Below are 24908 nucleotides of genomic sequence, written 5' to 3'. Positions count from 1 at the left end.
GATTTGCCCGACAATCCATCAGTCATTCCCATCAAGCGCCCGATGCTATCTGGCCCAGGTCAAACCATACACTTGTGCATTCCTATATGAAGCCAATAGCCGGCTGCATTGATTCAAGGTGCTTCCGGTTGTATAAACATCATCGACCAAAATAACTTTCATTGGCCTTTGGGAAGGGTTGTCCAGCCATAAGGGATCATCATACAAGGACGGATGAAGGGCGAAAGCATCCTGCAGATCGGATAACCGCTCTTGCCTTGTTTTAAAGCTCTGCTTGGGGGTGTTGCGAGTACGTATAAGTGTGCACCGGACGGGAAGCCGAAGCTTGTTCGCCAACCCGGACGCAAACCTCTCCGCCTGATTAAACCCCCGTTCCTCCAGGCGTTCCTCATTCACCGGAACATATGTAATACAGCGGAAATCTTCAATCGACAGCTTCTCGCTTTGCAGAAGAAGGTGAAAAGCATGAACAAGCATCGTAGAAAAAATCGTTTGAAGCCGTTCATCTCCCCGGTATTTATACAGCGCCAGCAAGTCCTTCATCACAGAGTCGTACTTCACGGCACTGCGATTTCTCACAAAATAAGTCTCCTGGCGCCGAGTACAATCCGGACACGGCTCCGCCCTTCCACAACGGTCACATTCAACATTGGTAATCCATGGGATTTGACTAAAACAAGCGTCACACAACCCTAGCGCATTCGGCTGTGAACGGGTATGGGCACTGCAATATGCACATTCCGCAAATGGAGGCGCTAACACCCCTCCGGCTTTGTGGATCCACTCCTTTAGCTTGCTGCGGAAGGATGAAACGGGAGTTTGCGGCATCGTTCATTCCCCTTTCGTTTGAAGAAGATACCCTTTGGACATGGCTAATCGGTTCATCTGCTTTATCTGGCGAATTGCCCCGATCTGGGAGCGGGTTCTGTCTTCCGCCGCGAAGAATACCCTTCCGTCTGGGTCATCCTTCGATCTTCCAGCTCGTCCGGCCATCTGCACAAGGGAAGCTTCATCGAATAATTCGGCATCCGCATTCAGAATAAATACATCGGTCCGCGGAACCGTTACTCCCCTCTCCAGAATGGTCGTTGTCACCAGCATTCTGATCTTGCTCTGACGGAAGAGGATGACCTTCTCCGCTCTAAAAGGATCCATGGAGGAGGTCCCCTCGATCACAATGTTCGGGAAAGCTTCTCTCAACAGCTTCACTAGCGGCTCGACCCATTTAATCTTCGAGATGAAGATAAACAGCTGAGCCCCTCTTTCTACGGATAATTGCAGTTCCTTCAGCAAATTTGCGGGCAGCGACTGCTTCTGAACACAAGAAGCCACCGATTTCATTCGAATAAGGTTCGGGACAGGAAGCGGGTGTCTGTGATATCGAACAGGTACTTTGACATGTGGAAGCTTTTTGCGGGCTGCGGCCTTTTGCATCGGTGGAGGAGGGGTTGCTGAGAGGAATATCGTTCTTCCTTGCTCAGCCAAGGCTTTGCGCGCCGCGTACTGTAGCATGGGATTATTATGATACGGGAAAGCATCGAGTTCGTCGATAATGGCCATGTCAAAATATCCGTGAAAGCGAAGAAGCTGATGGGTCGTGGCCAGAGTAATATCCCCCTGCTCCCACTTCTGCGGGCTCCCTCCGTATAGTGTCACGAGGGAATATTCGGGAAAAGCGGCTTGGAGTCTCGGCATCAATTCCAATACAACATCCTTGCGCGGAGTCGCTATCAGCACCCGATGGCCGCGATGGAGCTCATGTTCTATTAATGGAAAAATCATCTCCGTCTTCCCTGCCCCCGTGACGGCCCAAATCAGGAACGTATTGTCCTCTGATTGTCTGGAATGCTTCCTGGCACCTGATCGTGAAGCCAGGAAATCTAATCCGGCATAGGACGCTTCCGTTTGAGCCGGACTTAGACCCCACCGTTCCTGGAGATGCTGCTTCAATTGCTCTCCCAGAGGCACGGTATCATCCGATGCAGATGGACTGCCTTGCATCCGGATTCCCTGGACAAATAAAGAACAAAACCGGACTCGCCCCATATTGAGACATTCTTCGCAGTACGGACAGGGCTGTCCGCAGTGGAGACATTCAGACCAGAACATCCGGCTTTCATCGGTTCCGCACCTTCTGCACCGGTACCCTAATGTCTTTTTCCATCCCTTTCTGCGAACAACTTTATCCATCCCATTTCCAAAATTAATCCATCCCTGCAAATAAGCCAATTGAATAGCTCGGCGGAGCTCCCTTTTTCCCAATAAAAGATTATGATAGCCAAGCAACGACTGAATCTCCTCATACAAAAGAGACCGGCCTTGCAACCGTTCTGCCGCTTTCTTGGTTGTTTGAATAGTCTCCGTATCTATTATTTCGTCATTTTCTCCGCTTTCTATTAGTTGAAGTTGAATAGATTTTATTTGCAGGCCCATAGGTTCCTTGCGGATTCGGCGCTCCAACTCCTCCTTGGCGGATGGAAGCTGATGAAGGGGAACCGGATGATTCGACAAATTCTCTATCAACCAGGCAGCATGTCCAACAGATAGCTCCGGCTCTACCCGAATCAAACGATCTGCTCTACGGCCTTGCCCGCCTAACCAATAAGAGACATCCATTTGAAAATCCAGCGAGAGCTTCCATCTCCATTCTCCCTGGATTTGAACCGAGTATACAGTTACTTTCATGAATTCCTTCCTTTTCCACGTAAGCGTTTACCAACGCAAGGTTGTTAATGGTTTCTGCGTACTTTGCTGCAACGATACGATATGAAGCGTCTCTTCCTGGTGAGCCCGAATGTACTCCTCAAAACCGGCGACAGATTCATAGATTTCTAAATCCTCCCGGCTCCTTCTTACCCTGCGGGCAATCTCCAGCGTTTCATCCGTCGAACCATCGTCGAATACGGCAACCTTAATTTGGCGTCCCCTCAACCAGGAAGTAAATAATAAGGAATATAAATACCACTCTATTAAGTTCGCATTATTTTTCGTAGTGAAAATAAACCTCGTAACCTTCGACGTTCCTCGTTGTTGTTGGAAATAGCAGACCAGGTGGACAACCAAAACAGCGGCCCCATAAACTCCGCCTATAAAAAGCAACCCAATCCCCATAGCGGCTACCCTCCTTATGGAGATAGTATATGCCGCCATGAGCAATCGGGTTCCTACAACGTTACCCAGCCATTCTTAATCGCAATGATTACCGCTTGGGTACGATCGTCCACTTCCAATTTTTGCAAAATGCTGCTCACATGGTTCTTTACTGTTTTCTCGCTAATGAATAAAAATTCCCCTATTGCCTTGTTGCTCTTGCCTTCCGCCATTAATCGAAGCACTTCCGCTTCTCTCCGTGTCAGCGGGCTATTAGGTGAATGAATATATTTGACTCCGGCTTCATTAACCACAGAACCGTCAGAGGAACCTCCTCCATCTTCCAGGTAGGTCATGCGCCGCAATTGATTAATCAGTTTCCCGGTGACTTTAGGATGAATATAAGCATGTCCGGAAACAACGGATCGAATAGCATTGATTAGAGATTCGGCTTCCATATCCTTCAGCAGATAGCCCGAAGCTCCTTTCCGCAAGGTTTCAAAAACATAGCTTTCATCATCATGAATCGAAAGAATGATCACTTTGATCGATGGAAAGATTTCCTTCAATCTTTGGGTGGCGGTTACCCCGTTCTCTACCGGCATGTTAATGTCCATTAGAACAATATCCGGATTTAGTGAATTGCACAACTCGATGACCTGAATACCGTCCCCACATTCTCCGATGACTTCCAGATCGCTCTCCATATTAATAATTCTTTTGACACCTTCACGAAATAGCTGATGGTCGTCAGCAAGCAGCAGTTTAACGGTTTTCTTAGGATTTTCGGTAATGACCATCCATTTCATTCCTCCCTTTGTTCAGGATTAATCGGAATCAGCATTGTAATTTTGGTGCCTTCGCCCTTTTTCGACTCGATGTCGATCTTCCCTTCCAGCAGGTCGATTCGTTCCTGCATCCCTATCAGGCCATAATGGCTGCTAGTGATCATCTTGGACTCCATCTCTTCGACGTTAAATCCAATTCCATTGTCTTTAACGACGATCTGAGTCATATGCTTCTGGAAGGTTATCGTTAATGAGATATAGGTGGCTTTAGCATGCTTCAATACATTGGAGAAAGCTTCTTGAATCAGACGGTATACGGCTACCTCCATCTCGGATGGAAGCCGCTTCTCCCTTCCCGCCAATTCAAACCGCGTTCTTATTTTCGATTTCTCTTCAAAATCCTGTACAAATTTGTGAAGGGTGGGGATTAGGCCTAAATCGTCCAGAGCCATAGGGCGGAGGTTGAATATCATTTTGCGGACCTCTTCCAGCCCGTCTCTTACCTGACCTTTAAGATCGCTCAGTTCTTCCTTTACCGAATCGAGATGCTCTTGACTCAGCATCCGTTCCGCTATCTCCGTCCTCAGAACGACATGGGCCATCGTTTGAGCTAGACCGTCATGAATTTCCCGCGCAATCCGCTTCCGTTCTTCTTCCTGTGCCATAATAATTTTCAAGCCAAGCATTTGTCTGTTCTTGGCTGATTCCAGCATACGCGTAACCTGGTTCAAATCACCAGACAAGTACTCCAGTACGACATTCATCTGGGAAACTAGCGTCTCCGCACGTTCTACCTGCCGTTCCACACTGCGAATCCGCTTCTGCAGGTCATCCCGGCGCATCTTTAAATGATGCTCCTTCTCCCTGTATATGGTCAGCTGCAATTGTAATTGAGTAGCCGCTTCATAAGCAATCCGGATATCCTCTTCCGTGAAGCGGTGAAAATCCCGGCTTACTTCCGTAAGCCGAATTCTCGATCTTCGGTAGTCCAGCTCAAGCTTATCCACTTGATGGATGGTCAACGTGGTCTCCTCTATCACCTGCTGCAGCTCACGATTGAGTGCATCCAGTTCATTGCGGGCGCTTTCACTGATCTCATATATTTTATACTTGCTGCTTTCCATTACATGAATGGCGTCCTTAATGACACGATCTATGGCATCTACCTTCACTCTATCCCACTCTATCCTTTACCCCTTTAACTCATCGGGTTATTCCCTCAATGATACTATACTAACACATTTCGGAAACATTTGAAGAGTTTCGATGGAACTATTTTACCATATTTACATGCCACTTAAAGGACGCCATGCAGAAGTTTTACAAGAATTGTCGAATTTTTCAAAAATTCGACCTTGTTTTATCGATCTATAAGCTTAATTTAGTTCCAACCCTTATTGGAATTTCTAGTTCAAACTACTCCAGTGTGACAGTAAGTGTCTCTTGGTCCCAAGAAACTTTCCAGCCGAAGTTTTCAGTCAATATTCTAAGAGGTATCATGGTGCGCTCATTCATTAACTGTGGAGGCACTTCGGCGGTTACTACTTTGCCGTTAACGACCAGATCCAGTTGATCCAGCCACAGCTCGGCCATCTGTCCGTCTCTAAAAATCGTCACTTTCCGTTCAGTGTCCCCTTCGTTCCACGGAATGACCTCTCCGCCGAGAGCCTCTACTACAAAACGAACAGGCACCAGTGTATTTCCGCTAATGAGTACCGGGGCTTGATCGATCGTCATGGTCTCTCCATTGACCGTAATCTTCGGCTCATCGATGGTCAAGCTTACCTTGTTGCGCTTGGGACTTGGGACTTCCGACTTATAATGCAGTTTAATATCATCGAATGCGATGGTTCCCTTGCGGGCTCTATCCGCTCTTCCTTGCTCAATGTCCGCAATGTAAATTCGCGTCAGTTGTACCGGATAAGTCATCCCCAGATTAGAGAAGTTCCCCGTCACGGTTTTCCATCCGTCCCAGTCTATCTCTTTGGCGAGATCTACCCGATGGGTTTTGCCGGCTGCATCGATCAGTTCCGCGCGGAGCCAGTTGCGGCTGTTATCCCCCCACACATTAACACTCATCGATTGGGGCTCGCCTTCCAGCAATACACCTTCTTGGCCAAAGTCAGCATATGCCGCCAACGTCCCGGTCTCAGCGATAAACTCATAGTTCATTTGTACCGCATAATTGTCCATTGCCAAGCCAAATAGTCGAGGAGCTCTACTAATATCGCCGGTTACTCCTTCAGTGGCGCTGAAGGATACAGCCGGATTACTCTGCTCAAAATCTGCCCAAAGCTTCTCCGATCCAAGCGGCAGATTCAGTATCGTGCTAAAGCCATCATAGCTGGCGATCAGCTGCCCTGCGGTTGTGCCTTGGATGTCCGTGACATGAAGAGTGTCTCCCTTGATTTCCCCTTGAAACCCTTTGATCTGCCATTGGAATGATTCCGCGGGAACGGTTCTTTCTGTGCCGTCTTTTAATTTGGCCTTAACGGACAATTGAATCTCTTCGTTATTCATCAGCACTCCACTGGAAGGCTGTATGGTCAAGCTTTCAATATCTTCCCTGCGAACAACATCCACCTCTTTGCTGGAGGTAGCTTGTCCTGACGAGACGGAAATCGTAGCTTTCCCCGCTTGCGTAAGTGTGAAGACGTTGTTTTCGAAGGTACCCATGCCATCCGTACTACTCCAAACCGCGTTGTCGTCCAAATTTGTAATCGGGTTATAATAAGTATCATAGCCTCTTGCGTAATAAGCTGCCGATTCATTGACGAATAATTTCTTCGGTCCGGAAATGTTCAATCCAAGCGCTTCTCCCTTAGGGGCAAGAGTGTATACACCAATCCCATTAACAATTTCGCGCTGATAGTTAGACTCTGGAGCAGCAACCAACTCCACACCGGTTTCCCCAAGCGGGCGGGCTACCATCTGGGAGGAACCTCCGCCGTCCAGATTCATTCCTTTCCAGATTCCAATCTGGGTCATAACATCCTGCATTTCGGCAAAGCTCATTCCATCACTGTTCGCATTATCTTCCACATTTATAAGATAAACATATTTTTCATCCTGGGAGTAACCAATTGCGGTACGCGCCCTGGCCTTTGTGTAATCCGCATCTTTTCTAGACAAGGCTGCAGGCTGCCCATTATCCACTAGAATCGTATGACCACCGATCATCATTTGAAAATCTTCGGCATCGTACGGACGGCTGGGATCCCTCGGGACTATATTATAGGCAGAATGAATGGGGTCTCCTATCTTCAAATTATCCTGAACAAATTGTGCTCCTGCACCCGCTGCTCTAAGTATGTACCCGTCTTCAGGAGGTGCCATCTCAAAAATTCCATTTACTTTAATATCTTGAATAATGCCGTTCTGAACCAGCACTTCCGTTGGTACCGTCACCCCATCATTGGCACGGTCTGAGCTTCCCCAAGAACTGGTATAGAGGAAAATACTATCTATCATACTGTGCTGCCCACTAGGTTCAAACCAATAGTAAGTTTTATTAACGCCACCCAAATAATAGCTATTTCCATTGGCGGCCGTAACCGATCCGGTGAAAGTAAACATATCAATGACCGGCTTGTTATCTTTGGTCAATCCAAAGCTGTAGAAGCCCGGCAGTTCATTCGGGGTAGCCATAATCTCGCCGCCGGACATTTGCGGTCCCATCGGAGCTAGGTTTGCTTTAGTATTATAGAAGTCTCCGTTCACTCCGGCTACGGCACCGGTCTCCTGCGCCATTTTCTTTACTGTATTTTTCGTTGTAAATTTGCCGCCTTTTCCGGTCATCACATCCAACTTGACCATAGGGTTTTCCAACGCTACTTCAATCACATTGACGTTGACATGGGCAGGCTTATTATTACGGGTAGACACCCAGTCGTATTTTTTCAGAATCGCTCCAGCGGTAATAATCTCTTGCCCCTTATAAGTTACAGTTCCGCTGGCAGAAGCTGTCTCAGCCGAAAAGGACCATGTCTGCAAAACCAGCATGAACGCTAATACCCAAGTCAAAGCTTTTACATAGCGTTTTTTTCTTTTTTTACGTTTCTCTTGCTGTTGCATTTGCTTTTCTCTCCTCCAAATTTATTAGTCTCTCATTCTTTTTCTCTAGTATTAGACTCTACTTATAGGTAAAAAGTTACGTTAATCAACAAAAAAACGCCTATTAGGAAAAATAGGCGTCGGAATTTTGTCGAATTCAATTTAAAAAGCATCGATGTTGTTATTTTATATCTGTGTAATTTAGTTCTTTGCTTCCTGCTTAAGAATTTCGGCCTTATCCGTTCTTTCCCAAGGAAGATCAATGTCCGTCCGTCCAAAATGGCCGTAAGCCGCTGTTTGCTTATAAATAGGATTTCTTAAACCAAGCTCCTTAATAATGCCTGCGGAGCGAAGGTCGAAATGTTTGCGAATGAGTTCAACAAGCTTTGCTTCGCTAACTCTGCCCGTTCCGAATGTGTCTACACTTATGGAAACAGGGCGAGCTACTCCAATAGCATAGGCCAATTGAATTTCACACTTATCCGCAAGACCTGCGGCCACGATATTCTTTGCCACATAACGTGCGGCATAAGCGGCAGAACGGTCAACCTTAGTCGGGTCTTTCCCCGAGAACGCACCTCCGCCGTGGCGGGCATATCCTCCGTAAGTATCTACAATAATTTTACGTCCGGTTAAGCCGGCATCCCCTTGAGGACCTCCAATAACAAATCGGCCTGTCGGATTAATGAAATACTTCGTATCTGCGTCCAAAAATTGTTCAGGAACTACTGGCAGGATAACATGCTCTTTAATATCCTTCTGAATTTGCTCCAATGTAATATCTTCAGCATGCTGAGTAGACACAACGATAGTATCCACCCTTACCGGCTTGTCTCCTTCGTATTCGACCGTTACCTGCGTTTTCCCGTCTGGGCGCAGATAGCTCAAAGTTCCATCTTTACGAACTTCGGCCAACCGGCGGGACAACCGATGGGCCAATGCAATCGGCATCGGCATGTATTCAGGAGTTTCATTCACGGCGAAACCGAACATAAGGCCTTGATCGCCTGCTCCAAGCGCTTCAATCTCTTCATCCGTCATCTGTCCCTCACGGGCTTCCAGAGCACGGTCAACCCCCTGAGCGATGTCAGCGGACTGTTCGTTTAAAGATGTTAAAACAGCGCAGGTTTTATAATCAAAACCATATTTTGCGCGAGTATATCCAATGTCCTTAATCGTATTACGCACAATCGCAGGAATGTCCACATAATCCGCACGGCTCGAAATTTCCCCAATCACGAGAACCAGCCCTGTCGCTACAGATACTTCACATGCTACACGAGCGTTAGGGTCTTCTTTAAGAAATGCATCTAAAACCGCGTCCGAAATCTGGTCACAAATCTTATCGGGATGACCTTCCGTCACCGATTCCGAAGTAAATAAACGTCTATTACTTGAAGTCGTCACTTCTTCGACCTCCCTATTCAAATATGCTTTACACAAAAAACCAACCTTCTCCAATTAGGAGAGATGGTTGGAATACCTTCATTAATTCATAGTACTTTATTTGTCTAAAGCTGTCAATCGGTGACTTGCCTGATTTAGCGCGGAATTATTTAGGATAAGGAAAAGAGAGCTTCTTCTGCCTTTTGGATCAATCTTTTGGTTATGGTACCACCAACAGCCCCCGTGTCCCGGGTGGCAATATGCCCCCAATAATCTTCACGAACCGCCGGGGAAGCAACGGATCCTAATTCTGCAGCGAATTCAGTATCCAACGCCGCTGTTTGATAATATTGCTGGCCCACCGGAAGCCCTAATTCAGCAGCAATTTCGTATTTCATTTGATCCAAGGCCTGTTTGCTTGCAGGTACTACTTTATTGTTATTGGACTTTGCCATTGCTAGAGTCACCTCCTTATATCGTGTAACCCTAGTATGGCTTGTCCTTCGACCTACAAACGTATAACTTTATGCCATGAGGGGAAAAATTATGGCGTAACTTTAGAGCCGTCTTTGTTAGTTACCATGTAATTGCCTTTAACCATTACATATATGACGGTTTGGTTACTTGTATCCGATTGAATACCGCGTCCTTCTCTTGGGAATAATAATAAATGATTCAATTCAATGACGGTTCCTGCTGACAAATCTTTTCCTGAGGTAACATCGGGAATCCCATTATCGTCACTGCTTACGGCAATTGCCTTGCCATTTCGCACTATAACCTCCGTGCCGGGGGCAGCATATAAAGTCTGGCCAGGATCTAGTTCAACTACCGTCACTTCCAGACTGCTTCCAACGGAAGAACCGGATCCTGAACCTGCCTGTATTTCTTTAAGAATTTCTTCCTTCAGCTTTTGAAGATCAATATCCGTTGTTGCCGGGGTGCCACCGCCTCCGGTTATAGCCTTAATTTGCTGATCTACATAACTTTTTGTAACTAACGGATCGTCAGCCGTTCCAGGCTTTTCACCAGCTCCGGTATCAGCACTTGTCGTCATAATCGAACCAAGCCACAATCCCGCTCCCAACAAAACGGGGGCCGCTATAAACTTCCATTTCGATTTCATAAAGTCACCTCTTGTTCTTTTTTAAACCAGGCTAACTACATTAAACCAAAACCGGACAAAAAAAAGAACCCCCGAAGGGGTTCTTTCGTTGTAACGATTAGTTAATGTCAACAGATACAGAGTATCCATTTGCAGTTTTAACCGTTACAGTGAAGGAAACATTACCACTAATGGACAGAGTTCCATTGTAGTTGTTGGTAATTTTGCTAGTGTCAGAAACGTTGCTAACTCCAACAGTTACTCCAAGGTATCCAGTTTCGAACAATTGAGCATCTTTCAGCTCAACGCCGTACTGATCTTTTACCTTGATTTCGCCAAGAATCGCATCGTCCCAAACATTAACATTACCGCTCAGGTTAGCAGTTCTCTTCTTGCCATCATGCTTAGCAGTGATGGATTGAGCAACTGGAGCTGCTTCGCTAACTTTAACAGCTTTCAGTTCGACTTGATTGTCATTGCCACCAACGCGTACGTTTACGTTAATGTCAATTTCACCATTTTTCTTACCAACGATTTTGAACTTGTTACCGTCTTTTTCAATTGCTGCTACATCGGTGTTAGAGGATGTAACAAACTGAATGGCATCAGACGGAAGAGCAATCGATTTGCCGGAAGAATCTTTAGCAACAACTTTTACTTCTTTCTTGTAAGCAGAATAAGTGCTGCCAGTTACGGAATCTTTGAACTTCTCTACTGCAAAGACACCGTTAGAGATAGGTTCTACTTCGTATCTGATCTTGTTAAGATCAGCATAAGAGATCGTATCAAAAGTTAAATTTCTTGTTCTAACGACGTTACCATTGCTGTCAAGAAGTTTTGCAGTAAAGCGATTTGTAGTTTCGATACTTGTATTGTTCTTGAACGTGATATTCGTATCGTTGATATCCTTGATAGCAAATGTACCATTGCCATTGCCCGTAGTATTAATTACGTCTGCAGCAAGGTTGGATTCAGTCACTACCTTGTAAGCGTTCAGGTCAATGCTGGTATTGTTTACATCAATAACATCGCCATATTGGTCTTTGAACTTCAGCTTCAGGCTGCTGTCAGCACCTGGCAGTAACTTTTCTTTCATTTCGGAAGAAACATAAACATCGTTCACATAACGCTTCTCTTGAATGGAAACATTCAGATTTGCGCTCTTGTTAGTTCTATAAATTTGCACACTGACGTTGACTGTTCCTTGGCGTCCGTTGTCAGCAGGCTTAATGGAAAGATTACCTTTGTTAGAACCGGATTTGATGACATCAACAGTAGCTAATGCGCTAGGAACATAAACAGCCATTTCCTTTTCGTTAAATGCATTTACAACATCTTCAGGAGACAAGGTGTCGCCGTATTGATCCTTAACAACAATCGGAATAACCTTCTCGGAATCACCGAATGCTACAGTTTCGTTGAAGTATCCGAAGCTTACTTCATAAGGAGTCTTGGAAGAAGCAACTTCAAGCTTCAACTGGGAGCTGGAACCAGTTCCCGCTGCAATCGCATTAACAGTCACATCACTATAGTAATTGTATCTGTCGGAAGCTTTGATTCTGATTTCCGGAACGTTATCTCCGGTTTCATCATCAACAAACTTCAACTCGGAAAGCATTCCGCCAGGGAAATGATTCAGACTAGCGTACAGATTAAGAGTATCCAAATCTGTTACAGGGTGACCATATTGGTCAAGAGCATCGTAACTGATATAAGCAGTGTCTCCTGCATCAAAACGCTTCTTGTTGTTTTTCAGAACAAGCTCTTTCAGGGTAATTTTACCTACAGTTTGAACATCACCGATTTGGAATGTTTTGTTCGCAGTAACAGCGCCATCCTCTGCGATGATTGTAATCGGCAGGTATCCGCCTCTTACCAGGTAACCAGCTTCAACTGCAGCAGCAGTGTTGATAGTAAGTCTTTGCTTGTCATTAGAAGCCGTTACAGCAACATTTGCATTACCGGAATGAACGGTCAAACGGGAAGCCGGCAAAGAAGCAGGCTCGTTGTATTGGTTCAATGCCTCAAAATCGATGTTCACTCTCTTAGCTTGAGGAATGATATCGCTAGTAGACTTGAACTTGATAGACTTGATAACTTCTTTTTCAACTTTCAGTTCTTTGGAATCTGTACCAATTACTACGCCGTTATCTTCAGCAGCACGTGCCAATTTTACATTGTAAGTACCTTCTGTCATGGCATTGCTAGTGATGAAAGTAGCCTTAGTTTTAGCGTCGTTCCACACCAAACCGTCTTTTTCCAGAGTTACAGCAGTGTTTCCTCTGTTCAAAGTCAGCTTGATTTTGCTTGTATCTTCAACTGCTTTGTTGAAGGATACTTCAACTTTCTTAGCGCCTACTGCTTTAGCATCACTGATGGAAAGTTCAGCAGGTACGTTAACTTTGTTGTAAGCAGCATAGATTGCCTCAACCAGTTGAGCACGAGTAGCAGGTACAGTGTAGTCAGCAGCTTCAGCAATATAACCGCCTTTGAGAGCAGCAGCAACATGAGCTTTAGCCCACTCGGAAACTACACCTTTTACTTCGTCGTCAGACTGAGCAATTCCCAGTGCGCGAACCAAAGTAGTAGCCAGTTGCTCGATGGTTACTTCACCGGAAGGAGAGAAAATTCCATCCCAAGTACCATCCATGATTTTAGCTTTAGTTACAGCACCGATGAAACCAGCAGCCCAACCTGCACCATCCAGGTCAGTATAAACGTTAGCTGCAGCAGCATCCTCGGTCAAACCTTTAGTTTTAGTCAAAACTTTCGCGAATTGTGCGCGAGTCATGTTTTCTTCAAGAGCCGGCTGGTCGCCGTCAGTTCCTTCGAAAACTCCCTTTTCTTTAAGGAACTCATATTTCTCCAAAGTAGTTGCAGGCTCAGCAGCAGAAACTACTGAAGCAAACATGGAGAAGACCATAGCTATTGCTACGAGTAAAGACAAACTTTTCTTCATAACCTTTTTTTCTCCTCCTCGAAATCGTTTCGGTTCATGAGTGTGAGTATTACAATAATTGGAGCTCGATTTCCTCATTGGCCGATTCACCCCCTTTCCAGAGTTGAGCGTCATTACTATAATGAAAGTCTGCAACATGATGTTACAGAAACTAGTAAACATAGAAAACTAGAGACTCGAATGCCACTTTACCTATTATACAATGGTCTATCCTTGTCGTAAAGTGCATTTTGAGAAATTTATCCAATCGAATCCTGGTAGTAACGGGTTGGATCATTGTTGCTCAATGTATTAAACGTACCCCGTTTCAAAAAGTTGCGCTTATTCGGAAAAAGTTTTTAGATGGAAATAAATACAATATGTTTTCTCACTTGTTTATGTATTCACCCTACTTGTCCGGCACTTCCTAGTATACATGGTTATTCGGGGACCGTCATTCTGAAATAATTACCATGGGATAGAGCCTGACCGTTAATAGACAGGCTCTACCATTATAATACCCTAGTTTAAGTTTTTAGGAAACATCTTTGTCGATTTTTGCAGAAGACGAACAGCAATTTGTCCGGCTTCCGCTCTTGTCAGGTACGATTGCGGATGGAAACTGTAGGTTGGCTTCTTCTCCCCTTCAACAAGCGGGTTCTGCTGCCCCACCATAATCCCCGCTCCGTTGATAGCTTCTACAGACGGACGGGCATAATAAGTGATCTCCGAAGCATCCTTAAAACTCTTCTCCAGCTTAGCAAACAGCTTCTCGTCATTAATGGCAAGCTTCAGCTCCAACGCACGTGCTATCATGGTTGCAGCCTGTTCACGTCTCAGCCTCTCTGTTGGCGCAAAGTATCGATTCGATACCCCGTCAATAAGACCCGCCCGGGCTGCAGTCTCTAAATATTCGTAATTCCATGTGATGGCCTGATCCCCTGGGTTGACGTCTACAAAGGTTGGAACTCCTTCATAGTTTAACGGAATATTTAGCGCTCTGACCAACAGTGCCGCAAATTCCCCGCGAGTGGTGTAATCATCTACCCCGAAATCCTCTGTCCGCAGGTTCGTCATAACACCTTTAGAGAACAACGCCTGCAGAACATTACGGGCCCACGGATGGTTGGTGACATCGTTAAATCCGTATCTTAATTTGGCCACCATATAATAACCAAAGTCGTCGAACGGAACCGTAATTGTATTTTTCTTGGTATCTACTTCTCCACCAATATTAACCCACTGCCCCTTGTCGTTAAAGAAGAATACGGTCACGTTCGTTCCCGCATCATTCACCACGGAATCGTCGAACTTGATGGTCAACTCGCCCCGTTTGGTGGGAACCAGCTTCCGTGCGGGCTCGAATAGGGTAAAGGTCCCTTCCAAAGAATATGGGTTTAAACCGTTTGTAGCCGGCTTATAGGAAGTTGTCCCCTTACGCCCATACTCTCCCACTCCCCCGGAAATCCAATAAATATCTGAAACCGGGGTAAAATGATCCCTGTTCATCATACTGGTAAACAGCCTGGAAAGGCGGGGCTCGATAGGAACAATTTTATGCCCGTTCCCATCCTTATTATCCGATCCCTGGTCCGGATCAAAGTTGATAATATTCCCGTAATCGTTCATTCTTTCCACGACACCATCGCTCGGGTCGGCAATCCCGAACAACAGCTTGGTATCTTCATAAAACTGTTCGACATTATTATTTAGGCCTGGATAAGCCTTTCTCAAAATAGTTCCTTTCGGGAAAGTTAGCTCCAGATTTTTATCGAAAACGCTGTGCTTATTTGATATTTTCTCCATGTACTGAGCGCCTGTTTGATTACTGTAGGCATAGTAAACATTAACCGAAGCATTAATTTTTCCCGATGGTCGCTCGATGACAATTTTGAGCGCGTTATCCTTTTGAGGCTTCAAGCCGACATAATCAAGCACGAAACGGTCATTATAATCCGAACGTTTCTCGGCCTTCTGCCCATTGATCAACACTTCAGTGGCACCTTCCGCCTCGATGTCGAAATGAACGAAGTTTTTGTTCACGACAATCCGATCTCCTACAGTTGGCTGAGGGGAGAGTATACGGAAGCTGGCCAATTCGCGGACCACTTCAATTCTCTGAACGCTGGTAGCTCCCACATTATTTTTCAATTCCAGTACAAAAGGGTAGCTTCCGGTATTGCTCATATCGAAATTTTGCAGCCGGAACGTAAAGTTCTTGGGACTTCCATAATAATCGTAGTCATACCCCTGCTTTATGCTAAGATCCAACGGAGTCGAGCTTTTCGGCCGGTCATTATAAGGATCGGGATCTCCATCGTTCGTTGTTTTAAATTCAACAATCGTTTCTCCGCCATGAGAGAGCTTGACATAGTTGGCTCCACCTGCCTTAAAGACTATATCCACCTTCTTCAGACTGGTAGAAAATTGACCGTTGCGGAACAGGATGTCCGGGGAATCGACAAATATTCTATTCAATTCATTATCCGTGCCATTTACGGACAAAGGAGCTCGGCCATCACTCGGAATAATAACAGGCTCAAATCTTTCGATTGTCGACACATTAGTGTCTACGATATACAAACGAATTTCTTTGATAACTTCACGAATAATGGAGTTATCGTCTGTATATAGCGCTCGAAGAACAAGTCTGTTCTCGCCATAGTTTAATTGCCCCAGAGCATTCCCTACCACTAAAGGCTCCAGAGTAAACTCCAGTGAAGTTCCATCATAGCGGAAGGAAGACGGGGTTATCCCGTTGACCGAGTAGTCGAATTCTTTAACCGAATCGAATCCGACCAGCTTTACTTTAGGAGCATCCAAGGTCTTGTTCCCTTGCCTGGAATCCAGTGTAATGGTCTGGCCATCATAATAATTTTCTACGTAGATAAAGTTTTTGGATACATAATTAACAGTAACGGTATAAACTGCCGTCGTTCCATCATAACTAAACCGAATTTTTTGCTCTCCGCTTGGGAAATTACTGATCTCGTAAATATGGTTTTTAGAATCAATTCGACTGATATGCTTTACAGTCAGGCTGCCTAACGGCATGAGCGCCGCCTTTAATTTATCTTCGGCCCCTGCAGCAATGTCCTTATCAAATTCTACCTGTACATAGAAAGTAGAAGACTGTACTTCGCTATTATCCAGTTTTCCCTTGTTAATATACTGTGAGCCGTCTTTCTCTACCAGATACATATTCTTTATAAGCCTTTGGTTTGGCAAATAGCTGAAGTAACGAGTAACGGTTGTATCCAGAGAGTCGTATTCCACACGAATCGCTACGGCCTGTTCTCCCGAAGCCGGCAGTCCCGTGGTCGTGATTGTATACGGGTTCGTTTTGAACTCCACTAACCGATATTTGATACTTCCATCATTAGCGGGTACATCGGTAATAGAAGTGACGTTCGCCAAATTAACCGGATTTGGATTGTTGGCGGCATTATTGGGGTCTTGAACGGTTACCGTAACATTATTCAAGTCAAACGGTACGGCAGAATACGGAATAATCATGCCCGCTTCAATCACAGCTTGCTGTGAAGGATCGGTCAGTGCCGGTTTCCCTGCTAATAGAGACTGGGTTCCATCCCCGGCATGGACAATGTCCAGCTTATAGTACGGCTGATCAGGATCATAATAGTAAATAGTGCGCTTTACATTGACTTTATTGGCTTGATTCTCCAACTGAAAATCGAGCTCATTCTTACCGGGCTTCAGTGTCAATGGAGGAACGAAGAACATCCCGTCCTCGAGAACATTCGCCTTCTGGCCATTGACCAGAATTGTCTTAACATTATTGGCTTTCCCATCAATATAGACCTGCATTTCAAACGCTTCATCCACTCCGGACGGCTTTTCTATCACAATGGGTGCCCCTTCGTTCAGGTCAACCGCCGTGCTGTTATCGGATCTCACCTTCAACGATTGCAGGTAAGGAGCATCATCATACACGATATAAAACGTATCCGAACGTTCGATATTTCCCTGCTTCCCGGTAATGGTCACTTTATTGAATCCGGAAAACAACTCCAAACTGCGAATTTCAAACCGATTGTTTGACAAAGGATTGCCCGCCGCCGTGAAATATCTCTGGGGATCCGGAACCCATTTGCCCGATTGGTTAATTAACTGTTCCACCCTTACGGTTATGGATTCGGCGGATACATACTGATAAGTTCCAGTAATGTTCAGGCGATTGGAATCCGCCACATAGGAATTATCCCTGCTTATTTCACCGGGATTGGCTTTGTTGGCTAATTGCTGGTTGTCGGGTATAAAATAGTTTGGAGCCGCCGCATACACCTTGGGCGCCAATGCCGGAATAAGAGTGACCAGCAAAGCCGCAACCATAAGCATGCTTGTCCATTTTCGCAATAATACGTTCAACGTTAGAACCTCCTTGTGTATTATCCTATATACTCCGTTCGGGGAACGGGTAATCGTTCATCCAGTCTGTTGAGGCACTTCTGTTCCTCTCCCTTTTCGCTACTTCCCTCCAATCCAAACATCAAAAAAAAGTGGATACATACTTAACTTTATCGGCAAATGAACGATCTTTTTTTATAGCTTTTTGCAGACCAAAAAACCCTGCATCACAAAATGCAGGGTCTTAAAAAAAATAGTATGTTATTTAGAAGTCCGCCTAACGGATGCCGGAAGAAGTCGCCGGAGAAGTCTTAGTACCGGCTTGCGGCTCTTGCTTATTATTCCTATCGCCTCCGCTCCAACCTCCATAACAAGCAATAAAACAACGACAATGACAATTGCGCCCCATTGGGAGGCTTTGGTTAGCAGGACCGCACATAGACCGAAGGCCAGCGAGATGCCGTAGATAATCAGAACCGTTTTGCGCATGCTGAAGCCAAGCCCCATCAAGCAGTGATGGAGATGGCCTTTATCGGCCGTAAAGATAGGCTTCTTGTTCAACTTCCTGCGGATGATGGCCATTAATGTATCCGAAATCGGCACTCCCAATATCGCAAGAGGGACCAAAAAAGAAACGATGGTAGCCGACTTAAACCCAAGAATCGATAAGGTTGCCAAGCTGAATCCGAGAAACAGCGATCCGGAATCGCCCATAAAAATTTTGGCAGGGTGAAAGTTATAGAACAAAAATCCTACAATACTACCAAGCAAAATCAAGCTTATGACAATAACGGTCAGGTTTCCCATCATAATCGCAAGTACAAGAATTGCAGATGTGGCGATCGCAGAAACCCCTGCGGATAAACCGTCTAGTCCGTCAATCAGATTAATGGCGTTAGTTACTCCAACTATCCAAAATATTGTAATTGGAATGCTGATCCAGGAATTCAGATCAATGGCATCGCCGAAGGGCAGCTTTATGTAATCAATCTGCATCCCAAAAGCTATAACCACCCCGGCAGCCGCTAATTGGCCTGCAAGCTTTATCTTGGGAGATAAATTATACTTATCATCCAATGCGCCTACGAATACAATGATGGCACCGCCCAAGATCAACCCAAGAACGACATGAGTATCAAAATCGTTAAGGGCGGGCGAAATAATAAAGAAAGTTGCAACAAAAGCAAGGAATATGGCCAAGCCACCCATTCGAGGCATAATCCGTGTATGAACCGAACGATGATTAGGCACATCAATAGCGCCGAACCAAACCGCAAACTTCTTCACTAGCGGGGTCAAAATGACAGCCAGAACGCACGAAACCGTTAATCCTATGACATAAATGATCCAATTCATTATAATTTACAACCCCTTAGTCTCTCCAGTTGCTTTCAGCACTCCATTATACCTTGTTTGCAGTGCTTACTCCAACCCGTTTTATCGACAAAATGCGGGTTTTTAGTGATATTGTCAGTCATTTTTTCATAGTTTGGTCACATTATCTTTCTCCCGCATTACTTTTCCGATATTTCTCGAACATGCAAGGATAAACAGCTATCGCCGTCCTTTGGACAGGCGTGTTTACCGATGAAATATAAGAACAGGATAGATGATATACTTTCTTATATTTTCAAAAAATCGCTTGCGGCCAAACTAACGCCTTAAGACATCCGGTGGTTAAATTGATACTATCCGCATTCAATCTATACAACTGTATTCTTATATCGCTCACTATGGATGGTATTTGAAGACTTATGAGCCTTCTTTCAGCGCTCGCTTACTTTCCTGCATCAGGGATAGGACATGTTCAGCCGGCCGGTGGGCCGCTTCCTTCAATTGATCGATTAATAGATGCTTGCTCTCTATCCATTCCATTTTACCGCGCAACAGTCCGTCTACTTCCTCCAGAATCTTAGGAACATCCATATGGTCCGTCGATCCGGCCGCTTCCATCCCCAAACGATGCAAAAACTGATCAATCTTCGGATCGTAGGAAATTCCGATCACCGGAACGTATTGAGAAGCGGCGTAAATAAGTGAATGCAACCTCATTCCAATCAGCAAATCACATTGTCCGACCTGAGCCAGCATATCCTGCGGATGTATGACATCCCGTACGATATGTACATTAGGCTTGCCCTTTGCATTCATCCAGTCCATTACATCCAGGGATGCCCTCTCGTCGTCCGGAAGATGGAACGGAAGGAAACGGATTTCGATCTCCCGCTCCTCCTCTAACCTGCCAAGGCATTCAGCCAGCTTGAGAAGTTCCGACCGGTCTTCCTTCCAATACCGGACCGACACGCCGACAACAGGACGATTCGTCCCCGAGCGCTCCGACCTTTGTCCGTTATCCCTTGGGGTCAGCCCCATAACGGGATCCGGGACGACTTCCACCCGCTCCCCTCGAATTCCCATTTGGGCTAGAAGCTCTGCCGACTCGGAATCCCGGACGGAGAGATACTGACATTTGTTATATACCCGCGAAATCCATGAATAAAACATTTTTCGACGAACAGGGCCAATTCCTTGGGAATAAACAAATGTCGGCTTTCCGAACCATTGGGCAAGCTTAATAATAGCCAGGTAATACGGGATCGTCTTGGCTCCCGTCGCATCCTGAAGCAGGCTTCCGCCCCCGCTAATCAAGCCGTCGCTTTGCCTGATGGCCCTAATGACCTCCATCGGCTTCATTCGATGGGCGGCCCTTACCCCATACATACGCTCGGTCCAAGCCGGATCGCCGGACAATACGATGGGTTCGACCCGCACTCCATGCCGCCCGCCTTCTTTTTGCAAAGCGAGTAAGATAGACTGCAGGACAGCCTCGTCGCCGCTATTTTTATATCCGTAATAACCCGAGAGAACTATTCTCTTGACGGCAGCACCCATCTTCGCCAACTCCTCGCCAACAATTCCCATACCACTATAAAGAGGATTCCGACAATGATCCCTAACAAGAGTCCGTATCCGACACGGATCGATGAAATATATACCGGCGTATGCAAATGCGCGAAGGTATCGACAATGGACAGTTGTCCAATAATTCCAAGAATAAAGATGTACAGAGCAGACGGACGATATTTAACCGCTAGATACGCCCCCAAGATAAATACGGGGTGTGCGAATAAGAACTCTTTAATTCTTGGACGTACCCCAAGATTATTTTCCAAAAGCGCGCGAAACAGCTTTTCAAAGGCAGAGGCTTTGCCCTCATTGCCTGTCCTCGACAGATAATACATAATCATGGCGACCAATGCTCCGGCGATAACCACCCAGAGAACAGTTACGGTCGAAGATAGCAAGCTTTTAGCCCGATTAACAATTTCACCCGGCTTGAGCCCCTCACTGAAGAACAGCAAATAGATTCCGATAATGAGAATAGGAGCCAGATGCAGCAGGCTAACCCCTCGGTATTGGTCGATCACAAGGCTATAGATAATATTGTTCAACAAAGCAACAATGAACACAACGCCGATCATCGAGATCAACGAAGTCCGGATGAACAGATTAATGGCGAAGCCCATTTTGGCCCCGGTCAGTTTGCCGGCCCGCCGCTTGCGGATACTCTGGATCGCTAGAATCATCCCCAGAGTAGGTGCGCATACTCCAACACCTAATGCAAGCATTTTGAACAGCATATTGGGGGAGAGGATGTACAAGCCTCCAGCCATCACCGCGCCAAGAATAAAGCTGATCAGCAGCAGCCAAGGGAAGAAATGGGCCAAAGTCAATGCGATAACGGCAACGGACCCAATGACGGCCACCGGCTTGAGCAAACCTTGCCAACTCGAATTATAGATCGTGAATGAGTGAGCGGGACCCAAAGTGTAGCCTGCCTTAACAATCCGTTTTAAAGCCCCTTCCTCCCCCCTCAAGGTCTCTCTTATCTGTTCGAGAGGATCCGTATAGGATGCCCTCTCCAAGTTTTTGGAAGGCCGTGCATTCAGGAAAATCATCTTAATATTGCGATCCTTCGCTGCCAGGACGAAACGGTCGGCTATGACTTGAATTCTCTCTTCCTGCTCTTGCTCGGTTAAGTTTCCGCCGAGCCTGTCCGCTTCCGCTTCAGAGAGAGAGTGCAAACGGAACACATTGTAGCGGCTTTCCTTGGCTAAATAATTGAAGCCTTTTTGCGGAGCCTTCTGCAGTTCTATGGCTGCAAGGGCCATATCGTATTTATCGAGGAGCTCAGCCATTTGCTCCAGTTCCGGAGAATCCTCTTTCCCGGTATAACCCGGTACGCTTTCTCCTTCGAAAATAATCGACTTGGCACCAGCCTCTTTAAACAGGCTCAGCTTGCGGTCCATATCCTCCGCGGAGAAAGGCAGGCTGCGGTTGGACAAACGGGCAACGATGCGAAAGCCCTTGTTCTGAAGGTGTTCCAAGGCGAACGGATCCGGATCCATCACCTTCAACGAAGCCTCCTCCAGTGATGCTTCGACAACCAGTCCTTGCCGATCTTCATACGACCAGGGCCGGACCGTTATGCCCTGAGTTTGGAAAGCCCTCTCCACCATTGGCTGCAATCGCTGCTGTGATTCTTGATCTTTAAACAGCACATACGTAAAATTTTCCCCTGCAGCTGCAGGCTGACCTGTTATCAAAGCGGCATCACGCGACGAATATAAATCGACCCGCTGCGCCAGTCTAAGCTCATTCAGCGTGCTTTCATAAACCGCCATCGATTCGATTCCGGCACGCTTCATGGCATCCAGCTGCTCATCGACGAATTCGCTCGGGTTAGGGCGAAACTCCGCAATATCCAGCAGATCGCGGTAATCAAAAACAAACTCTATCTTGTTGGAGGAACTCTCGGTCATAATCCTCTCATAAGCCAGTGGCAGGGAAGCCAACAAACCGGCTATCACTACCCACCAAAGCCATTTAGAGGCTCTTCGATTCCAGCGTGTGTACCATTGAATCAATAGTTCCACTCCCTATCCTATATCCTTGTCTATCTGTCGATCCGAGTCATCACTTCTTGGCGCAGCTCTGCCAATAACCGTTCCGACTCCTCGGCACTATTGGCTTTAACCGCAAAATATACTTTGATCTTGGGTTCCGTACCGGATGGACGCAGGCAGAACCACGATCCGTCTTCCAGCAAGTATTTGAGCACATTTTCTTTAGGAAGACCATCAATGCCTTCGGTATAATCGAGCATAGTCGTTATTTTCTTCCCGCAGACATTGGATGGCGAATGGCTACGCCACTCCTCCATAATTTGTCTAATTTTGGCCAAACCATCCTTGCCCTTCAAAGTTCGGGACTCCAATGCCTCCCGGTAATAACCGAACTGCCCGTAAAGCTCCTGCAGAACGTCGTACAACGTCTTCCCTTGACTTTTGTAGTAGGCCGCCGCTTCGCAGATTAACATGGAAGCTACTACGGCATCTTTGTCCCGGGCATAAGTTCCCGCCAAATAACCGTAGCTTTCTTCATAACCAAATAAGAAGCTATGATGGCCGCTGCGCTCGAATTCGGTCATTTTCTCGCCAATATATTTAAAACCTGTCAGGGTGTTCATGACTTCCACCCCGTAATGTCTGGCGATCTCCGCTCCCATCTCGCTCGTTACAATCGTCTTGATGACGACTCCGTCCGTCGGGATTCCCTTGCCTTCCTGTAAGCTGGAGAGCAGATAATGAACCATGATAGCGCCGGATTGATTACCGCTTAGCACTACATACTGCCCTGTGGCATCTTTAACAACGGCACCCATCCGGTCACAATCAGGGTCCGTTCCGATAATGACATCGGCCTCAACTTGTTTACCCAACTCTATGGCAAGTGAAAAGGCCTCTTTCTCCTCCGGATTCGGGGATTGGACGGTTGAGAATTGAGAGTCCGGCTTCTCCTGCTCCGGGACAACATGAACGTTCCTAAACCCGGCTTCCCTAAGCACTCTGCGAACAGTTATATTTCCCGAGCCGTGCAGAGGGGTATAAACGATATTCACTTTATTTCCTTGTTGCATACCCACTTCAGGCCTCGGACGGACTGCCAGCACTGCCTTCACATAGGCATCGTCGACAGCTTGGCCTATCCATTGGAGAAGCCCTTGGGATTCCGCCTCTTCCTTGGAAAGCTTGCGAATCATGTTGAATTCCAGTGATTGAATCTGCCCGATGATGCGATCCGCCTGTTCCTTAACGATCTGTCCCCCATCAGGCCCATATACTTTATAGCCGTTATATTCCGGAGGGTTGTGACTGGCGGTAATAACTATCCCTGCAGAAGCTTGTAAATGTCTAACGGCAAAAGAAAGCTCCGGAGTTGTTCTCAAGGATTCGAAGACATATGCCTTGATACCGTTACCGGCAAGCACTAATGCAGCTTCCAAAGCAAATTCAGGACTCTGATTGCGCGAGTCATAAGCAATAACAACAGAAGGATGCCCGCTTGAAGCTTGCAGCAAATCCTGGGCCAGTCCCTGGGTCGCCCTACCCACTGTATACTTGTTCATACGGTTGGTTCCGGCTCCAATAACTCCTCTTAACCCTCCGGTGCCAAACTCCAAATCTTTATAGAAACGATCCTCGATCTCTTTCTCCTGGCCCTCGATAGCCTTCAGTTCTTCTTTGGTCGCGGGATCAATTCCCGGGTCCTGAAGCCATTGTTCATACAGCTTGCGTACTCGAGACATAGTATCCACCTACAAATTCCTCCCTCATTGTATTTATTCCGGATTAGCCAGAGCGAACATCAGTTCACCTTCTGCCACAACTTTATCATTCACTTTAGCAGTTCCCTTTCCTTTACCAATTGAACCCTTCAACCGGGTCACTTCCAGCTCCAAAATCAGAGTATCCCCCGGTTTGACCTGACCTCGAAAACGAAAGTTGTCGATTCCCGCAAGAAATCCTATCTTTCCGCGATTTTCCTCCGCCTTGAGCATAGCCACCGCACCGACTTGTGCCAAAGCTTCGACGATCAGCACTCCAGGCATGACCGGGTATTCCGGAAAATGCCCTTCAAAAAAGGGCTCGTTAATGGTAACGTTTTTCAGACCGACCGCACGTACCCCGTCTTCAACCTCCAAGATTTTGTCAACAAGCAGAAAAGGATAACGGTGAGGGATAATCTGTTTAATTTGTTGAACATCCAGCATATGGACAGCTCCTTTTTCTTTATCATTGTATAAATCATTCCCAATATACTTAAACTATTAGTGTCC

General features: G+C 46.2%; 16 protein-coding genes. All 16 read right to left on the bottom strand.

Annotated features, from left to right (window positions below):
* Positions 1-45: 45 nt before the first annotated feature.
* Positions 46-579, bottom strand: a complete 534-nt coding sequence (locus tag ACTHRH_RS06020) for a ComF family protein (RefSeq protein WP_186328265.1) — start codon at positions 577-579, stop codon at positions 46-48.
* Positions 580-831: 252 nt separating this feature from the next.
* Positions 832-2685 (bottom strand): DEAD/DEAH box helicase, encoded by a 1854-nt coding sequence (locus ACTHRH_RS06015; RefSeq protein ID WP_440414559.1) that lies wholly within the window; start codon positions 2683-2685, stop codon positions 832-834.
* 27 nt (positions 2686-2712) lie between these two features.
* Entirely contained in the window at positions 2713-3111 is a 399-nt protein-coding gene (locus ACTHRH_RS06010; protein WP_144934290.1) for a glycosyltransferase family A protein, read from the bottom strand.
* A gap of 53 nt (positions 3112-3164) precedes the next feature.
* Positions 3165-3890 (bottom strand): response regulator, encoded by a 726-nt coding sequence (locus ACTHRH_RS06005; protein WP_150959309.1) that lies wholly within the window; start codon positions 3888-3890, stop codon positions 3165-3167.
* Positions 3891-3895: 5 nt separating this feature from the next.
* Positions 3896-5050 (bottom strand): sensor histidine kinase, encoded by a 1155-nt coding sequence (locus ACTHRH_RS06000; protein WP_150959308.1) that lies wholly within the window; start codon positions 5048-5050, stop codon positions 3896-3898.
* Between the two features lie 244 nt (positions 5051-5294).
* The gene (locus ACTHRH_RS05995) at positions 5295-7952 is read right to left on the bottom strand and encodes a stalk domain-containing protein (RefSeq protein WP_440414556.1); all 2658 of its coding nucleotides are present in this window, start codon (positions 7950-7952) and stop codon (positions 5295-5297) included.
* 180 nt (positions 7953-8132) lie between these two features.
* Entirely contained in the window at positions 8133-9338 is a 1206-nt protein-coding gene (metK, locus tag ACTHRH_RS05990; protein WP_440414554.1) for a methionine adenosyltransferase, read from the bottom strand.
* Between the two features lie 149 nt (positions 9339-9487).
* Positions 9488-9772 carry an alpha/beta-type small acid-soluble spore protein gene (locus tag ACTHRH_RS05985; RefSeq protein WP_144934298.1) on the bottom strand — a complete coding sequence of 95 codons (285 nt, stop codon included), beginning with the start codon at positions 9770-9772 and terminating at the stop codon, positions 9488-9490.
* Positions 9773-9861: 89 nt separating this feature from the next.
* On the bottom strand, positions 9862-10443 hold the full coding sequence (locus ACTHRH_RS05980) for a hypothetical protein (protein ID WP_144934300.1): 582 nt from the start codon (positions 10441-10443) through the stop codon (positions 9862-9864).
* A gap of 97 nt (positions 10444-10540) precedes the next feature.
* Complete coding sequence (locus ACTHRH_RS05975) at positions 10541-13381, bottom strand: S-layer homology domain-containing protein (protein ID WP_379289138.1); 2841 nt, start codon at positions 13379-13381, stop codon at positions 10541-10543.
* Between the two features lie 501 nt (positions 13382-13882).
* On the bottom strand, positions 13883-17749 hold the full coding sequence (locus tag ACTHRH_RS05970) for an S-layer homology domain-containing protein (protein ID WP_440414550.1): 3867 nt from the start codon (positions 17747-17749) through the stop codon (positions 13883-13885).
* 240 nt (positions 17750-17989) lie between these two features.
* The gene (locus ACTHRH_RS05965; protein WP_144934306.1) at positions 17990-19084 is read right to left on the bottom strand and encodes an MraY family glycosyltransferase; all 1095 of its coding nucleotides are present in this window, start codon (positions 19082-19084) and stop codon (positions 17990-17992) included.
* A 396-nt stretch (positions 19085-19480) separates the two neighbouring features.
* Positions 19481-20620 carry a polysaccharide pyruvyl transferase CsaB gene (gene csaB / locus ACTHRH_RS05960; RefSeq protein ID WP_440414547.1) on the bottom strand — a complete coding sequence of 380 codons (1140 nt, stop codon included), beginning with the start codon at positions 20618-20620 and terminating at the stop codon, positions 19481-19483.
* A complete protein-coding gene (locus ACTHRH_RS05955; RefSeq protein ID WP_440414545.1) occupies positions 20596-22656 on the bottom strand; it encodes a DUF5693 family protein in 2061 nt (686 codons plus the stop codon). Before ACTHRH_RS05955 ends, csaB begins: the two co-directional genes overlap by 25 nt.
* Positions 22657-22685: 29 nt before the next feature.
* Entirely contained in the window at positions 22686-24377 is a 1692-nt protein-coding gene (locus ACTHRH_RS05950; RefSeq protein ID WP_440414623.1) for a phospho-sugar mutase, read from the bottom strand.
* A 33-nt stretch (positions 24378-24410) separates the two neighbouring features.
* Positions 24411-24842: a 3-hydroxyacyl-ACP dehydratase FabZ gene (gene fabZ / locus ACTHRH_RS05945; RefSeq protein ID WP_144934312.1), complete on the bottom strand. Its 432-nt coding sequence runs from the start codon at positions 24840-24842 to the stop codon at positions 24411-24413.
* Positions 24843-24908 lie beyond the last annotated feature (66 nt).

The organism is Paenibacillus sp. SAFN-117 (genome assembly GCF_051966115.1).
GTDB classification, from domain to species: domain Bacteria; phylum Bacillota; class Bacilli; order Paenibacillales; family NBRC-103111; genus Paenibacillus_L; species Paenibacillus_L residui.
The sequence above is the reverse complement of the archived record's forward strand: the minus strand, read 5'-3'. Positions and strand labels throughout refer to the sequence as shown.

Excerpts from the sequence above, each read along its gene's own strand:
- ACTHRH_RS06015 (WP_440414559.1), bottom strand. The coding sequence starts at position 2,685 with ATGAAAGTAACTGTATACTCGGTTCAAATCCAGGGAGAATGGAGATGG.
- ACTHRH_RS06010 (WP_144934290.1), bottom strand. The coding sequence starts at position 3,111 with ATGGGGATTGGGTTGCTTTTTATAGGCGGAGTTTATGGGGCCGCTGTT.
- ACTHRH_RS06005 (WP_150959309.1), bottom strand. The coding sequence starts at position 3,890 with ATGGTCATTACCGAAAATCCTAAGAAAACCGTTAAACTGCTGCTTGCT.
- ACTHRH_RS05995 (WP_440414556.1), bottom strand. The coding sequence starts at position 7,952 with ATGCAACAGCAAGAGAAACGTAAAAAAAGAAAAAAACGCTATGTAAAA.
- ACTHRH_RS05985 (WP_144934298.1), bottom strand. The coding sequence starts at position 9,772 with ATGGCAAAGTCCAATAACAATAAAGTAGTACCTGCAAGCAAACAGGCC.
- ACTHRH_RS05980 (WP_144934300.1), bottom strand. The coding sequence starts at position 10,443 with ATGAAATCGAAATGGAAGTTTATAGCGGCCCCCGTTTTGTTGGGAGCG.
- ACTHRH_RS05975 (WP_379289138.1), bottom strand. The coding sequence starts at position 13,381 with ATGAAGAAAAGTTTGTCTTTACTCGTAGCAATAGCTATGGTCTTCTCC.
- ACTHRH_RS05965 (WP_144934306.1), bottom strand. The coding sequence starts at position 19,084 with ATGAATTGGATCATTTATGTCATAGGATTAACGGTTTCGTGCGTTCTG.
- csaB (WP_440414547.1), bottom strand. The coding sequence starts at position 20,620 with ATGGGTGCTGCCGTCAAGAGAATAGTTCTCTCGGGTTATTACGGATAT.
- ACTHRH_RS05950 (WP_440414623.1), bottom strand. The coding sequence starts at position 24,377 with ATGTCTCGAGTACGCAAGCTGTATGAACAATGGCTTCAGGACCCGGGA.
- fabZ (WP_144934312.1), bottom strand. The coding sequence starts at position 24,842 with ATGCTGGATGTTCAACAAATTAAACAGATTATCCCTCACCGTTATCCT.